The following is a 14,618-nucleotide window of genomic DNA, read 5'->3' as shown; positions in this document are numbered from 1 at the left end:
TGCGGCTAGAATGACCGGTCACCGTCGTTCCCGTTCAGGATCCCATGTCCAGCATCGCCGCCTCTCTCTCCACCCTCATGCGCCGCCTCGCGCTCGACGCCTTCACCATCGGCCTGATGCTCATGGTCCTGCTGGCCAGCGTGCTGCCCGCCAGCGGCGAGGCCGCCGTCGTATTGGGCGACATCACCACCCTGGCCATCGGCCTGCTGTTCTTCCTGCACGGCGCCAAGCTCTCGCGCGAAGCCCTGGTCGCCGGCCTGACCCACTGGCGCCTGCACCTTCTGGTGCTGGCCGCCACCTTCGTCATGTTCCCGCTGATGGGCCTGGCCATCGAACCGCTGGCGCTCACCCTGCTCACGCCGGAACTCACGATGGGCATCCTGTTCCTGTGCGTGCTGCCCTCCACCGTGCAGTCCTCGATCGCCTTCACGGCGCTGGCGCGCGGGAACGTGGCGGCCGCCGTCTGCAGCGCCACGGCCTCGAACTTCCTCGGCATCTTCCTCACGCCGCTGCTGGTCGGCACCCTGGTGGTCCAGGGCGCACAAGCGGCCGGGGGCTCGGGCCTGGACCAGATCTGGAAGATCGTCGAGCAGCTGCTGCTGCCCTTCATCGCCGGCCAGCTGCTGCGCCCCTGGATCGGCGCCTTCATCGACCGCCACAAGCCGGTGCTGCGCTATGTCGACCAGGGCTCGATCCTGCTGGTCGTCTACATGGCCTTCAGCGAGTCCGTCAACGAAGGACTGTGGCGGCACATCTCGGGCACGGCGCTGCTCGTGCTGACGGTGCTGTCCTGCGTGATGCTGGCCATCGCCCTGGCGCTGTCCACCTGGATCAGCCGCCGCCTCGGCTTTTCGAAAGAGGACGAGATCACCATCGTGTTCTGCGGCTCGAAGAAAAGCCTGGCCAGCGGCGTGCCGATGGCCAAGGTGCTGTTCGCACCCTCGGCGCTGGGGATGATCATCCTGCCGCTGATGCTGTTCCACCAGATCCAGCTGATGGTGTGCGCGGTGCTGGCGCAGAAGTGGGCGCGGCGCCCGGAAGAACCTGTCGCGGCCGTGGAGGCACCGGCGAAGCTGTCGCGCTGAGCGGGGGCGTCTCCACGACCAGCACAGTGCGCGAGACTTCCCGCGTCGTCTTTTGCTGCACGACCTGCACTGCAACAGCGCGGCCGTCGACGACCGGTTTCGGATGGCGAAAGAAGAACATAAGAAGTCCCGCTTGAGTAGGTGACAACTCAAGCTGGAGACGAAAGTGCCGTCTTCAAGGCTGGGCGCCCGCGTGCCAGCCGCCGCCCAGCGACTGGATCAGCGCCACGGCCACGGTCTGGCGGTCGCTCTGCACCTGCACCAGCGCGCGGCGCGCATTCAGGGCCGTGACCTGGGCCTGCACCACGTCCGTGTATCCCACCTGCCCGGCCCGATAGCGGTTCATGATCTGCTGTTCGACCAGGTCCGCCGCCTCGGAGGCCTGGCGCCGCAGGTCCTGCTGCTGGGCCAGCACGCGGGTGGCCGTCAGCTGGTCCTCGACGTCGGCGAAGGCGTTCAGCACCGTCTGGCGGTAGCGCGCGACGGCGGCCTGGTGGCGCGCTTCGGCGCCCGCCACGCTGGCCCGCGTGGCGCCGGCATTGAAGATCGACTGCGCCGCCGAGAGGCCGAAGGACCAGGCCGCGTTCGAGAGCGAGAACAGGTCGCCCACACGGCTGCCGCTGGTGCCCAGCGAGCCGGACAAGCCGATGTTCGGGAAGTAGGCGGAGCGCGCGATGCCGATTTCCGCATTCGCCGCGGCGACGTCGCGTTCGGCGGCGGCGATGTCCGGGCGGCGCTGCAGCAGCGTGGCCGGCACGCCGACCGGCACCTCGGGCACCGTCACGCGCCACTCGGGCGTAGGCGCCAGCGTGAACTCGCTTGCGGCCTTGCCGACCAAGATCGCGATCGCATGTTCGAACTGGGCACGCTGGCGCGCCAGGGTCAGGGCGTCGCTCCTGGCGCTGGCGAGCTGGGTCTGGGCCTGCAGCACGTCGGTGCGGGCGGCGATGCCGACGTTGAAGCGGTTCTGGGTGATCTGCAGTTCGCGCTCGTAGCCGGAGATGGTGCGTTCGAGCAGCGTGCGCTGGGCGTCGAGGGCGCGGATGGTGAAATAGTTCGAGGCCAGCTCGCCCTGCGCCGCGAGGCGGGCGCTGGCCAGGTCCGCGGCACTGGCTTCGGCGCCGGCCTGGGCGCTGGTCACGCCGGCGCGCAGCCGGCCCCAGACATCGGGCTCCCAGCTGCCGCCCAGGTTGAGGCGATAGCCGCTGCTCGCGCCTTGCCCGCGCACGCCGGAGCGGTCGCCCGAGAGATTCAGCGAGACCGTCGGGAACAGCGCGGCGCGCTCCTGCTGCACCAGCGCGCGTGCTTGCGCATAGTTGGCCACCGCGGCGGCCACGTTCTGGTTCGAGACCTCGACACTCGCCGCCAGCGCATCGAGCTGCGGGTCGCCGAAAAGCTGCCACCACGGTCCGCGCTCCAGGGCGTCGGCGGGTGCGGCCGGCACCCAGCCTTCGAGCGACTTATAGGCGACGGGTTCCGGCGTGCTGGGGCGCTGGTAGGCGGGGCCGACGGCGCAGCCGGCGAGGCTGAGGCTTAACACCAGCAAGGTCAGTCGGAACGGCGTGGTTTTCTGCATACGGGATCTCATCGTGAAATGGATGGCACGGCCTCATCCTCGATCGGATGGCGCGCCAGTTCGCGCTCGCCGGTGGTCGGGCGGCGCAGTTTATCGAGCAGGACGTAGACGACCGGCGTGGTGAGCAAGGTGAGCAGCTGGCTGGCGATCAGGCCGCCGATGATGGCGATGCCCAGCGGCTGACGCAGCTCGGAGCCTTCGCCGAAGCCGATCGCCAGCGGCAGCGCGCCCAGGGCCGCGGCCAGCGTTGTCATCAGGATCGGGCGGAAGCGCAGCAGGCAGGCCTCGCGCACGGCCTCCAGGGCAGTCACGCCCTTCAAGCGTTCGAGGTCGAGCGCGAAGTCGATGATCAGGATCGCGTTCTTCTTGACGATACCGATCAGGAGGAAGACGCCGATGAGCGCAATGATCGAGAACTCCATGTTGAACATCAGGAGCGCCAACACCGCGCCGACGCCGGCCGAGGGCAAGGTGGACAGCACCGTGATCGGGTGGATCAGGCTTTCGTAGAGGATGCCGAGCACGATGTAGATGACGACGATGGCCGCCAGGATGAGGAAGGGCTGCTCCTTGTTCGACTCCTCGGCCGCGCGCGCCGTGCCCTGGAAACTGCCGCGCACATTCGAGGGCATGGCGATGTCGGCTTCGGCCTGTTTTACCGCCGCCTTGCCGTCTTCCAGGTTGGCGCCTTCGGCCAGGTTGAAGGAGACGGTGGTCGCCAGTTCGCCGTCCTGGTGGTTGACCGAGGTCGCCGTCGCGCTTTCGGCGAAGCTGGCGATGGCTGACAGGGGCACCATGGTGGTCGCGCTGCTGGACAGGGCCGAGCCGCCGGAGGCGTCGCGCGTGGCGGTCAGGGTCGAGGCGGGCGCCGGCGTGCCGTTGCTGGTGGTGGTGCCGCTCGTGGCGGCGCCGGTCGTCGCAGCGGTGGCGGTAGTGGTGCCTGATGCCGTGTTGCTGCCCGTCGGCTTGGCCGGCACGTACACATCGTTCAGCGCTTCCGGCGTCTGCGCATACTTCTGCGCCACGCCCATGATCACGTGGTACTGGTTCAGCTCATCGTAGATGTTCGCCACCTGGCGCTGGCCGAAGTTGTTGTACAGGGCGTTGTCGACGTCGCGCGTATTGATCCCCAGGCGCGCGGCGGTCGCCTTGTCGATGGTGACGTACATCTCGACGCCGTTCTCGGCCTGGTCGGTATCGACGTCGACCAGCTGCGGCTGGCGCTTCATGGCGTCGGCCAGCTTGCCGGCCCAGGCCTTCAGGTCTTCGGCATTGTCGCTTTTCAGCGTGTACTGGTAAGTCGAGTTGCTGGAGCGTCCGCCCATGCGCAGATCCTGCACGGGATTCAGGAACAGCGAGACGCCCGTCACGCGCGCGAGTTTCGGCCGCAGGCGCGCGATCACTGCCTGGCCCTTGTCAGTGCGCTCGGACGCCGGTTTCAGGTTGATGAACATGAAGCCGCCCCCTGCCCGGCCGCCGCCGGTAAAACCGACCACGGTGTCGACCGCCGGGTCGCGCTTGATGATGTTGACCAGCTGGCGCATTTTCGCCTGCATGGCCTGGAAGGAGATGCTCTGGTCGGCGCGGATACCGCCGCTGATCTGGCCCGTGTCCTGTTGCGGGAAGAAGCCTTTCGGCGCCGCCGAGAACAGGTAGACGTTCAGGCCGATCACGAACACGAGGATGACCATCACCAGCGCCATGCTGCCCAGCGCCCAGTCGAGCGAGCGCTCGTACACGCGCAGCAGCCAGTTGAAACCGGCTTCCGACCAGCGGGCAAAGCGGCCCGGCTGGCGTTCGATCGTGTGGCCCTTCTTGAGCAGCCAGGCGCACATCATCGGCGTGGTGGTCAGCGAGATCACCAGCGAAATCATCACGGCCGCCGACAGCGTCACCGCGAACTCGCGGAACAGGCGCCCGACCTGCCCGCCCATGAACAGCAGCGGAATGAAGACCGCCACCAGCGACAGGCTGATCGAGAGCACGGTAAAACCGACTTCGCGTGCGCCGACCAGGGCTGCCTGCATGCGGTCCATGCCGGATTCGATATGGCGCGCCGTGTTTTCCAGTACCACGATGGCGTCGTCGACGACGAATCCTGTCGCCACTGTCAGCGCCATCAGCGACAGGTTGTTCAGGCTGAAGCCCAGCAGATACATGGCGCCGAAGGTGCCCAGCAGAGAAACGACGGTCGCCACCGCCGGGATGACGGTCGCGCGCGCGCTGCGCAGGAACACGCTCACCACCAGCACCACCAGCAGGATCGAGATCAAGAGCGTGAATTCGATCTCGTGCAGCGAGGAGCGGATCGAGTTGGTGCGGTCCGAGGCCACCTGCAGGGTGACGTCGCCCGGCAGCTGGGCCTGCAGCGAGGGCAGCAGCGCGCGCACGCCGTCCACCGTCTCGATGACGTTGGCCGAAGGCTGGCGCGTGACCAGCACGATCACGGCCGGCTCGCCGTTGAACAAACCCAGGGTGTTGATGTTTTCCGGGCCGTCGATGACGTCCGCCACGTCCTGCAGGCGGATCGCGGCGCCGTCGCGCCAGGCGACCACCAGGCCGCGGTAATCGGCGGCCGTGCGGCCGCCGGTTGCAGTATCGGCCTGCGAATAGATCTGCAGGCGGTTGCCGTTGCCCTCCAATGCGCCCTTGGGGCGGTTCGGATTGCTCGACTGAATGGCGGCGCGCACGTCCTCGGCCGAGACGCCGTAGCGGTTCAGCGAATAGGGATTGAGTTCTACCCGCACGGCCGGCAGCGAACCGCCGCCGATCTCGACCTCGCCCACGCCCGGCACCTGGGCCAGGCGCTGCTGGACGATGTTGGAGACGGCGTCGTAGATCTGGCCGGGGCTGCGGCTCTTTGACGTCAGCGCCAGGATGATCACCGGCTGGTCCGAGGGATTGGCCTTGCGATAGGTCGGGTTGCTGCGCAACGTGGACGGCAGGTCGGCGCGCGCGGCGTTGATTGCGGCCTGCACTTCGCGCGCGGCCGCATCGATCTTGCGGTTCAGGTCGAACTGCAGGCTGACGCGGGTCGATCCGCTGCCCGAGTTCGAGGTCATCTCGTTGACGCCGGCGATCGTGCCCAGCCGTCGTTCCAGGGGCGTGGCCACGCTGCTGGCCATGGTCTCGGGACTGGCGCCCGGCAGCGAAGCCGACACCGAAATGGTCGGGTAGTCGACCTGTGGCAGCGGCGAGACCGGCAGCACGAAGAAGGCGCCGATGCCGGCCAGGGCCAGTCCGAGCGTCAGCAGGACGGTCGCGATCGGGCGTTGGACGAAAGGCTTCGACAGGTTCATGCCTTGATCTCACGTGGTTTGGCCGGCGCCTTGCCGCTCCAGCGCCGCGACACGCGGTCGAACGCGAGGTAGATCACGGGCGTCGTGAACAGCGTGAGCAGCTGCGACACGATCAGGCCGCCGAAGATAGCCAGGCCCAACGGACGGCGCAGCTCCGCGCCCTCGCCCCAGCCGAACATCAGCGGCACCGCGGCGAACAGCGCGGCCAGCGTCGTCATCAGGATCGGGCGGAAGCGCAGCAGCGCGGCCTGGCGGATCGCCTCGAGTGGCGGTTTGCCTTCGTCGCGCTCGGCCTCGATCGCGAAGTCGATCATCATGATCGCGTTCTTCTTGACGATGCCGATCAGGAGGATGATGCCGATGATGCCGATCACGCCCAGCCCCTGCCCCGTGATCCACAGCGCCAGCAGCGCGCCGACACCGGCCGACGGCAGGGTCGAGAGGATGGTCAGCGGGTGGATGTAGCTCTCGTAGAGCACGCCCAGCACGATGTAGACGCAGACCACCGCGGCCAGGATCAGCCACAGCTGGTTCGACAGCGAGTTTTCGTACGCGCCCGACGCGCCGAGGAAGGTCAGCGTGACGGACGCCGGCAGCTTGATGTCGCTTGCTGCGGCCCGGATGGAGTCGACCGCCTGGCCGAGCGAGGTGCCGGCGCTGGTGTCGAAGCCGATGGTGGTGGCCGGATACTGGGCCACGTGGGTGACCTGCAGCGGCGCCTGTTCCTCGCGGATGCTCGCCACCGCCGACAGGGGCGTCGGCTCGCCGGAACTGGTGCGCAGCTGCAGGCGGCCCAGTGCCGCCAGCGACATTGCTTCGTCCTGCTGGGCTTCCAGGATTACCCGGTACTGGTTGGTCTCGGTGAAGATGGTCGAGACGATACGCTGGCCGAAGGCGCTGTAGAGGGCGTCGTCGATGGAAGACGCCGTGATGCCCAGGCGCGAGGCGGTGTCGCGGTCGATGTGGACCACGGCCGCGGCGCCGACCGCGCCCGCGTCGGTCGTCACGTTGCGCAGCTGCTTCTGCTGCGCCATGCGCGCGACCAGCTTGTGCGCCCATTCGATCACGGTGGCGTTGTCGGCGCCTTCCAGCGAGACGCGGTACTGGGTCGGGCCGCTCTCGGCGTCGATGGTCAGATCCTGAGTCGGCTGCAGGTACAGCGTCAGGCCGGCGACATTCGCGACGCGCCGCTTCAGGCGCATCATGATCTCGTCCTGGTCACTGTCCCGATCGCGTTTTAAATTGATCAGCATGGTGCCGGTGTGGAGCATCGTGTTGTTGGCGGCATCCACTCCGACATTGGAGGCTAAAGACTCCACTTCCGGATCCTCGAGAATGGCCTTGGCGGCCGCCTGCTGCATCTCGGCCATACCTTGGTAGGAAATCGCCTGGCGCGCTTCCACGCGCGCTTGCAGCTGGCCCGTGTCCTGGGTCGGGAACAGGCCTTTCGGGATCACCACCCACAGCAAGGCGGTGAGCGCCAGCGTGGCCAGGGCGACGATCAGGGTCAGGCCCTGGCGTGCTAGCACCCAGTCCAGGCCGCGATCGTACTTGTGGATCACACGGTCGAAGAAGGCCTGGGTCTTCTTTGCCAGGCGGCTCGGCTTTTCTTCCTCATGGCTGCGCAGCCAGCGCGCCGACATCATCGGCACCAGGGTCAGCGAGACCACGCCCGAGATCAGGATCGTAATGGCGAGGGTCACCGCGAACTCGCGGAACAGGCGGCCGACCACGTCGCCCATGAACAGCAGCGGGATCAGCACCGCGATCAGCGAGACCGTCAGCGAGATGATGGTGAAGCCGATCTGGGCCGCGCCCTTGATGGCGGCCGCCATCGGCTTCTCGCCCTCCTCGATGTAGCGCGCGATGTTCTCGATCATGACGATGGCGTCGTCGACGACGAAGCCGGTCGCGATCGTCAGCGCCATCAGCGACAGGTTGTTCAGGCTGTAGCCGAGCAGGTACATCACGCCGAAGGTACCGATCAGCGAGATCGGCACGGCGAGACTGGCGATCACGGTGGCGCGGATGCTATGCAGGAAAGCGAAGATCACCAGCACCACCAGCACCACGGCCAGCAGCAGTTCGATCTGCACGTGTTCGACCGAGGCGCGGATGCCCGTGGTGCGGTCGCTCAGCACGTCCAGGCGCAGGGCGGCGGGCAGGCTAGCCTGCAGTTCCGGCAGGCGTTCCTTGATCGCGTCCACGGTGGCGATCACGTTGGCGCCCGGCTGGCGCTGCACGTTCAGGATGATGGCCGGCTTCATGTTGGCCCAGGCGCCCAGGCGAACGTTCTCGGCGCTGTCGACCACGCGCGCGACATTCCCCAGGCGCACCGGGGCGCCATTGCGGTAGGCGACGATCAGGTTCTTGTAGTCGTCGACGGTGACCAGCTGGTCGTTGGCATTGATGGCGTAGGCGCGGGTCGGGCCGTCGAAGCTGCCCTTGGCGCTGTTGGCGTTGGCCGCCGTGATCGCGGTGCGCAGCGAGTCGAGGCCCATGCCGTAGGAAGCGAGGGCCTCGGTATCGGCCTGGATGCGCACGGCCGGACGCTGGCCGCCCGAGAGCGTGACCAGGCCGACGCCCGAAACCTGGCTGATCTTCAGGGCCAGGCGCGTGTTCACCATGTTCTGGATTTCGGTGAGCGGCACCGTATCGGAGGTGATGGCCAGGGTCAGCACCGGCGCGTCGGCCGGATTGACCTTGGCGTAGACCGGCGGCGCGGGGAGGTCCGCTGGCAGCAGCGAGCCGCCGGCATTGATGGCGGCCTGCACTTCCTGCTCGGCCACGTCGAGCGTCTGGCCGAGGCCGAACTGCAGCGTGACCACCGAGACACCGGCGGCGCTGGTCGAACTCATGCGCGACAGGCCGGACATCTGGCCGAACTGGCGCTCCAGCGGCGCCGTCACCGTGCGCGCCATGACTTCGGGACTGGCGCCCGGGTACAGGGTTTGCACCTGGATGGTCGGGAAGTCGACCTGCGGCAGCGCGGACAGCGGCAGGAACTTGTAGCCGACCAGGCCGGCCAGGACGATGGCCAGCATCAGGAGGGCCGTCGCGACGGGACGACGGATAAATGGGCCGGACGGGCTCATCGCAGCACCTCGCGCACGTCCGCGTGGGCACGGGGTGCCCACCCTACGATCTTCATCATTGCGTGCTTCCTTCGCGCTGGCGGCGCGGACGTTCGCCCTGCGCACCCTGTCCGCCCTGGCGGCCACCGGCTGCGCCTTGCGGCCGGTCACCCGGCAAGGTCACCTTCGCGCCATCCTTCAGGCGGTCCGCGCCTTCCGTGATCACCTGCTCGCCCGCCTTCAGGCCGGTCGCGACCTGCACCTTGTCGCCGAAGGCCTGGCCGCGCGTGACCGTGCGCAGCGCCACCGTCTTCGCCTGCGGGTTGAGCACGTAGACGAAATCGCCGTTGGCGCCGTGGCGGATCGCGTTGACCGGCACGACCACGGCATCTTCGATGGTGCGCACTTCCAGGCGCAGGTTGACGAACTGGCTCGGGAACAGCTTGTTGTCGGCGTTCTCGAACCTGGCCTTGGCGCGCACGGTGCCGGTCTGGGTATCAACCTGGTTGTCGAGCGCGGCGAAGCGGCCGGTCGCGAGCGTGCTGCTGCGCGTACGGTCGAGCGCCGTGGCGGGCAGCTTTGCGTTCTGGGCGATGCGCCCCTGCAGCTCAGGCACCTGGTCCTGGGGCACGGCGAATTCGACGTCGATCGGCGAGAACTGGGTGATGACGGCAATGCCGTTGGCGTCGCCGCTGGAGACGAGGTTGCCGATGTCCACGGTGCGCAGGCCGACGCGCCCGGAGATCGGCGCCTTCACCTGCGCATAGCTCAGGTTCAGGCGCGCCAGGTTTTCGGCGGCGGTATCGGTCTTCACGGTTGCCTCGAGCTGGCGCACCAGCGCGGCCTGGGTATCGACTTCCTGGCGCGCGATCGAGTCCTGTTCGAGCAGGGTGCGGTAACGCGACAGCAGCAGGCGCGCGTTTTCCAGCTGGGCTTCGTCGCGCTGGCGCTGGCCGGTGGCCTGCAGCAGCGCGATTTCCGACTGGCGCGGATCGATCGTGGCCAGCACCTGGCCGGCTTTGACGATCTGCCCTTCGGTGAAGTTGATCTTCTGGAGCACGCCGGAGACCTGTGGACGCACCGTGGCCACCGCCGCCGGCGTCACCGTGCCCAGCGCCTCCAGGGTGACCGGGATGTCGACCTGTTCGGCCGTTGCGACGCCGACCGTCGTGGCCGGAGCGCCGCGCCTGCCGCCGCCGCCCGGACCACCGCCGCCCCCGCCACCGCCCGGACCGGCCCCCGCCCCGCCGCGCGCCCCCGCCGCGGCACCGGGACCGGCGGCACCCGCGCCCTGCGGCGTGCGATGGGTCAGGTACCAGGCGAGCGCTCCGAGCGCGATCATGCTGAGCACGGCAATGATGCTGCCGATGATCTTGCTGCGCTTCTTGGGACGCGTTGGGGGATTCGGAGTCTTGTTCGGGGATACGGTGGAATCCATGCTCATCCTTGATGTCGGCTTGCTGACAAATGCACAATTAATCAGCTTGGAATGTAGCATGGCCCACACGAAGGATATGTTTCGTAACGTACATAGCGCGGCGGTCAAAATCTATGCTTTTTTCCCCGTCCGCCGGGTCTTTACACCGCTTTACACCATAGGAAGAAGTACAAGGAAGATGCATGAAAAAGCGGACCCCGGTAAACCGGGGCCCGCTTTGGATTCCTACTTAATTTGTAACAGCCGATACAAAACCGCTACATGGCTTTACGGGCTCGCGCTCATGGCAATTCGCACAGGCAATGGGTCACGGCCGCGAACGGCTTCTTGCCCTCTGCCAAGTCCGACAGCCAGCCCAGGTCTTTCGCCACGCCGGCGACGGCGCCAGCCGGCAGCGCGTCCGGCAGCATGCCCAGCTTGACCTGGATCCGGATGGCCTGGACATCGGACACGCCCAGCAGCGACAGGAAGCGTTCCAGGCTCGACTCGGCACGCTGGACATAGGCGACGCGGAAATCGTCGCCCAGTTTGGCGCGCTTGGCGGCCGAGCGCAGCGCGTCGCCGTAGCTGCCCAGGGTGTCGACCAGGCCGCGTTCCTTGGCTTGCGTGCCGGTCCAGACCCGGCCCTGGCCGACTTCGTCGATCTTCGCCTGCGTGGTCTTGCGGGCGGCGGCGGCGCGCGTGGTGAACTCGCGGTAGACGTTGTTGATGCTGGCTTGCACCAACTGGCCGAAGCGCGGATCGAGCGGACGCAGCGGGTTGTAGGCGTCGGCCAGCCAGGTGGTGGTCACGCCGGCGGTACGCACGCCCAGCTTGTCGGCGACCTTGTCGGCGGTCGGCAGGATGGCGAACACCCCGATCGAGCCGGTGATGGTGGCCGGATCGGCGATGACCTCGTCGGCCGCCATCGAGATCCAGTAGCCGCCGGATGCCGCCACGCTGCCCATCGAAACCACGACCGGCTTGCCGGCCGCGCGCGTCAGTTCCAGTTCGCGCCGGATCAGCTCCGAGCCATAGGCACTGCCGCCGGGCGAATCGACGCGTAGCACCACCGCCTTGACCGAGTCGTCCTCGCGCGCGCGGCGGATCTGGTTGGCGGTCGAGACGCCGCCGACGACGCCGGGGCCGCCCTGCCCTTCGGTGATCTCGCCGGCCGCGACGATCACGCCGACCGCGTCGCCGAAAGCCTTCTGCGGATTGCGGGCGAGGTAGTCGGCGAAGGACACCTGGCGGAAGGTCTTGGTCGACTCCTCGTACACGCCACGCTTGATCATCATCGCGCGCACTTCGTCCTTCGTTCTAATGCCGTCGACGAGTTTCAGGTTGACGGCCACCTGGGCCGCGTTACCGCCGGTGGCTTCCATCAGCTGCGGCAGTTGGTCGATGCCGCGTGCGACGGCACCAAGCGGCAGCTTGCGGTTCTTCTCCACAAGCGCCGTGTAGCCGTTCCACAGCGCGCCGTACAGGAAGGTATCGGCCTCGACGGCCGCCTGCGACGGACCGTTGCTGATATAAGGCTCGGCAAAGCTCTTGTAGGTGCCGACCTTCATCAGGTTGACCGTGACGCCCAGCTTGTCGAGGGCTTCGCGGTAGTAATTGCGGTGACGTCCAAAACCTTCGATCAGCACCATGCCCATCGGGTGCACATATACTTCGCTGGCGTGCGAGGCGAGCAGGTAGCGCTTCTGGTCGAAGCTGCCGCCCCAGGCGATCACGGGCTTGCCGGCCGCCTTGACGCGGTCGATCGCGGCGCCGACCTCGTGCAGCATGGCCAGGCCACCGCCGTCGAGTTCGTCGAGCAGCAGGACCACGCTGCTGATGTTCTTGTCCTTGGCGGCGGCGTCGAGCACGACCAGCAGGTCGCGCAATTCCACCATCCGCCTCACTTCGCCGCCGACGTTGGCCAGCAGCGCGTCGCGCAGGCCGCCCGTATGCTCTTCGACCAGGTCGCCGCGCAGTTCGAGCACGAGCGCCGTTTTCGAGACGAGCGGCTTGGGGCCGCCGGTGAAGATTGCCACCAGCAGCACGACCACGACCAGCAGGAACAGGCTGTTCAACACGAAGCGACGCGTGGTGTCTAGACCGCGCCAGAACATGCCGATACCGCGGCGCAGGGAACTCAGGGGTTTGAAGGACATCGGAACTCCGCTAAAAAGGGGGACGTCAAGCTGTCACAGTGACTTTGTCTGCCGTCTCTTTGTGCGAGATCGCAAAGAGACCGGCGAATACGAGTATGCCATTGACCATCAACAGTTCAAGTCCCAGCCGATAGCTGCCGAGCAAGTATTGCTGATAGAACTCAAGGATCGCGCAAAGAATCGGCGCCCCGACGGTGACGTAAGGCACCAGGCGGTCGGTCAGCGAGCGCTTGGTGAGCATGCCGAAGGCGAACAGGCCCAGCAGCGGCCCATAGGTGTAGGCCGCCAGTTTCAGGATCACGCCGATCATGCTCGGCTCGTCGACCGCCTTGAAGCCCAGCACCAGCACCAGGAACAGCAGGGCGAAGCCGAGGTGGACGCGGCGGCGCAGGCGTTCCTGGCTTGCTACGTCAAGGTCCGGACGGCGCTTGATGCCGAGGATGTCGATGCAGAAGGTCGAGGTCAGCGCCGTGATCGCCCCGTCGGCACTCGGGAACAGGGCCGAGACCAGCGCGATCAGGAAGATGATCTGTACGGCGGCCGGCAGATGGCCCATCACGACGGCAGGGAAGATCTTGTCGCCGGTCGCCGTCACGCCCGCCAGCGGCGCGTACAGGTAGAGCAAGCCGCCCAGGAACAGGAAGGACGAGAGCACGATGGTCAGCACCAGCGTCAGGCTCAGCAGGTTCTTTTGCGAGTCGGCCAGGGTTTTCACCGAGATCGTCTTCTGCATCATCTCCTGGTCCATGCCCGTCATCGTCAGCACGATGAAGATGCCGGCGACGAACTGCTTCCAGAAGAAATTCGGGCTGTCGACATCCCAGGTGAAGATGCGCGCCAGCCCCTGCGACTGCATGGCGTTCAGGCTGTCCGGAATCGACATGCCCAGTTCGCCCAGCAGGAACCAGGCGCAGGCGAACAGGCCGAACAGCATGCAGGTGGTCTGCAGGGTATCGGTCCAGACGATGGTCTTCACGCCGCCCTGGTAGGTGTACATCAGGATCATGGCCAGGATCACGAGCGTGGTGAGCCAGAACGGCACGCCCAGGCTGTCGAGGATGATCGCTTGCAGGATGTTGACGACCAGGTAGAGCCGCGCAGTGGAACCGAGCAGGCGCGACACGATGAAGAAGCCGGCCCCGCTCTGGTAGGCGCGCCGTCCCAGGCGCACGTCCAGGTAATGGTAGATCGAGGTCAGTTTCAGGCGGTAGTACAGCGGCAGCAGGATATAGGCCACCGCGATGTAGCCGAAGATATAGCCGATCAGGATCTGGCCATAGCCGAAGGCGTCCTTGCCGACGGCGCCGGGCACGCTGATGAAGGTGGCGCCGGAGAGCGTGGTGCCGACCATGCCGAAGGCGACCAGCATCCAGTTGCTGCTCTTGTTACCGATGAAGAAGCTGTCGTTGTTGGCGTTGCGGGAGGTGGCCCAGGCGACGCCGAGCAGGAGCGCGAAATAGCCGATGAGGATGCAGAAGAGAAGAACCGGGGACATGTGTTTCCGTGGGTGATGATGATTCGCCCAGCAATATACACCCACAACGGACCTGCGGCCACCGGCGCCCGGTCACGCCTCCTCACCCTCCACCCGCTCGAACGGCCCGATGCAGGCCTCCATCGTCTCGTCGCTGCACATCAGGAACAGCGCCCCCGACGGGTGGAAGCGTACGAAATTGGTGGCCTGGGTGCCGACCTTCATGATCTCGCCCGAGCAATCCTTCTTGCCGTTGTCCTTGACGATGCGGTCCTCCAGTTTGTAGAAGCCCTTGGCGCTCGGCTTGTCGGGGATGCGGTATTCGCTTTCGGAGATTTCTTCCTTGCTCGTCACCAGGGTGGTGCCGTCGCCGCGGAAGCGGTAGGTTTCGATGCAGTGGAGTTCGGGCAGCGCCAGGCGCCAGATGCCGAGGATGGGGTGATTTGCCAGGGGCGCAGGCGGCGCGGCGGCGGCGAGCGGCGCACTGGCGAGGGCAAGGAAGGACAGCAGCAATCCGGCAAGCGCACGCATGAC

The 14,618-nt window shown here is 66.8% G+C and carries 8 protein-coding genes; 1 reads left to right on the top strand and 7 read right to left on the bottom strand.

The window, feature by feature from the left end:
• Window positions 1-44 precede the first annotated feature (44 nt).
• Entirely contained in the window at window positions 45-1,085 is a 1,041-nt protein-coding gene (locus C2862_RS02765; RefSeq protein WP_136218592.1) for a bile acid:sodium symporter family protein, read from the top strand.
• Between the two features lie 175 nt (window positions 1,086-1,260).
• Here the strand turns inward: C2862_RS02765 and C2862_RS02760 are convergent, their stop codons facing one another.
• The 7 genes from C2862_RS02760 to C2862_RS02730 form a co-directional block, all read right to left on the bottom strand.
• The gene (locus C2862_RS02760; RefSeq protein WP_136218591.1) at window positions 1,261-2,661 is read right to left on the bottom strand and encodes an efflux transporter outer membrane subunit; all 1,401 of its coding nucleotides are present in this window, start codon (window positions 2,659-2,661) and stop codon (window positions 1,261-1,263) included.
• An 8-nt stretch (window positions 2,662-2,669) separates the two neighbouring features.
• A complete protein-coding gene (locus C2862_RS02755; protein WP_136218590.1) occupies window positions 2,670-5,960 on the bottom strand; it encodes an efflux RND transporter permease subunit in 3,291 nt (1,096 codons plus the stop codon).
• On the bottom strand, window positions 5,957-9,055 hold the full coding sequence (locus C2862_RS02750; protein WP_136218589.1) for a multidrug efflux RND transporter permease subunit: 3,099 nt from the start codon (window positions 9,053-9,055) through the stop codon (window positions 5,957-5,959). Before C2862_RS02750 ends, C2862_RS02755 begins: the two co-directional genes overlap by 4 nt.
• Window positions 9,056-9,110: 55 nt before the next feature.
• The gene (locus tag C2862_RS02745; protein WP_136218588.1) at window positions 9,111-10,472 is read right to left on the bottom strand and encodes an efflux RND transporter periplasmic adaptor subunit; all 1,362 of its coding nucleotides are present in this window, start codon (window positions 10,470-10,472) and stop codon (window positions 9,111-9,113) included.
• Window positions 10,473-10,753: 281 nt separating this feature from the next.
• Window positions 10,754-12,610: a signal peptide peptidase SppA gene (gene sppA / locus C2862_RS02740; protein ID WP_136218587.1), complete on the bottom strand. Its 1,857-nt coding sequence runs from the start codon at window positions 12,608-12,610 to the stop codon at window positions 10,754-10,756.
• A 25-nt stretch (window positions 12,611-12,635) separates the two neighbouring features.
• A complete protein-coding gene (locus tag C2862_RS02735) occupies window positions 12,636-14,105 on the bottom strand; it encodes a sodium:solute symporter (protein ID WP_136218586.1) in 1,470 nt (489 codons plus the stop codon).
• Between the two features lie 72 nt (window positions 14,106-14,177).
• Complete coding sequence (locus tag C2862_RS02730) at window positions 14,178-14,615, bottom strand: hypothetical protein (protein WP_229467258.1); 438 nt, start codon at window positions 14,613-14,615, stop codon at window positions 14,178-14,180.
• Window positions 14,616-14,618: the final 3 nt, after the last annotated feature.

The organism is Massilia sp. Mn16-1_5 (genome assembly GCF_004798585.1).
Classification (GTDB): domain Bacteria; phylum Pseudomonadota; class Gammaproteobacteria; order Burkholderiales; family Burkholderiaceae_D; genus Telluria.
Note: the sequence above shows the minus strand (reverse complement) of the source record. Positions and strands in the feature narration are given on the sequence as shown.

Coding starts and splice junctions, on each gene's coding strand:
- C2862_RS02765 (WP_136218592.1), top strand. CDS start 45: ATGTCCAGCATCGCCGCCTCTCTCTCCACCCTCATGCGCCGCCTCGCG.
- C2862_RS02755 (WP_136218590.1), bottom strand. CDS start 5,960: ATGAACCTGTCGAAGCCTTTCGTCCAACGCCCGATCGCGACCGTCCTG.
- C2862_RS02745 (WP_136218588.1), bottom strand. CDS start 10,472: ATGGATTCCACCGTATCCCCGAACAAGACTCCGAATCCCCCAACGCGT.
- C2862_RS02750 (WP_136218589.1), bottom strand. CDS start 9,055: ATGAGCCCGTCCGGCCCATTTATCCGTCGTCCCGTCGCGACGGCCCTC.
- C2862_RS02760 (WP_136218591.1), bottom strand. CDS start 2,661: ATGCAGAAAACCACGCCGTTCCGACTGACCTTGCTGGTGTTAAGCCTC.
- C2862_RS02730 (WP_229467258.1), bottom strand. CDS start 14,615: ATGCGTGCGCTTGCCGGATTGCTGCTGTCCTTCCTTGCCCTCGCCAGT.
- C2862_RS02735 (WP_136218586.1), bottom strand. CDS start 14,105: ATGTCCCCGGTTCTTCTCTTCTGCATCCTCATCGGCTATTTCGCGCTC.
- sppA (WP_136218587.1), bottom strand. CDS start 12,610: ATGTCCTTCAAACCCCTGAGTTCCCTGCGCCGCGGTATCGGCATGTTC.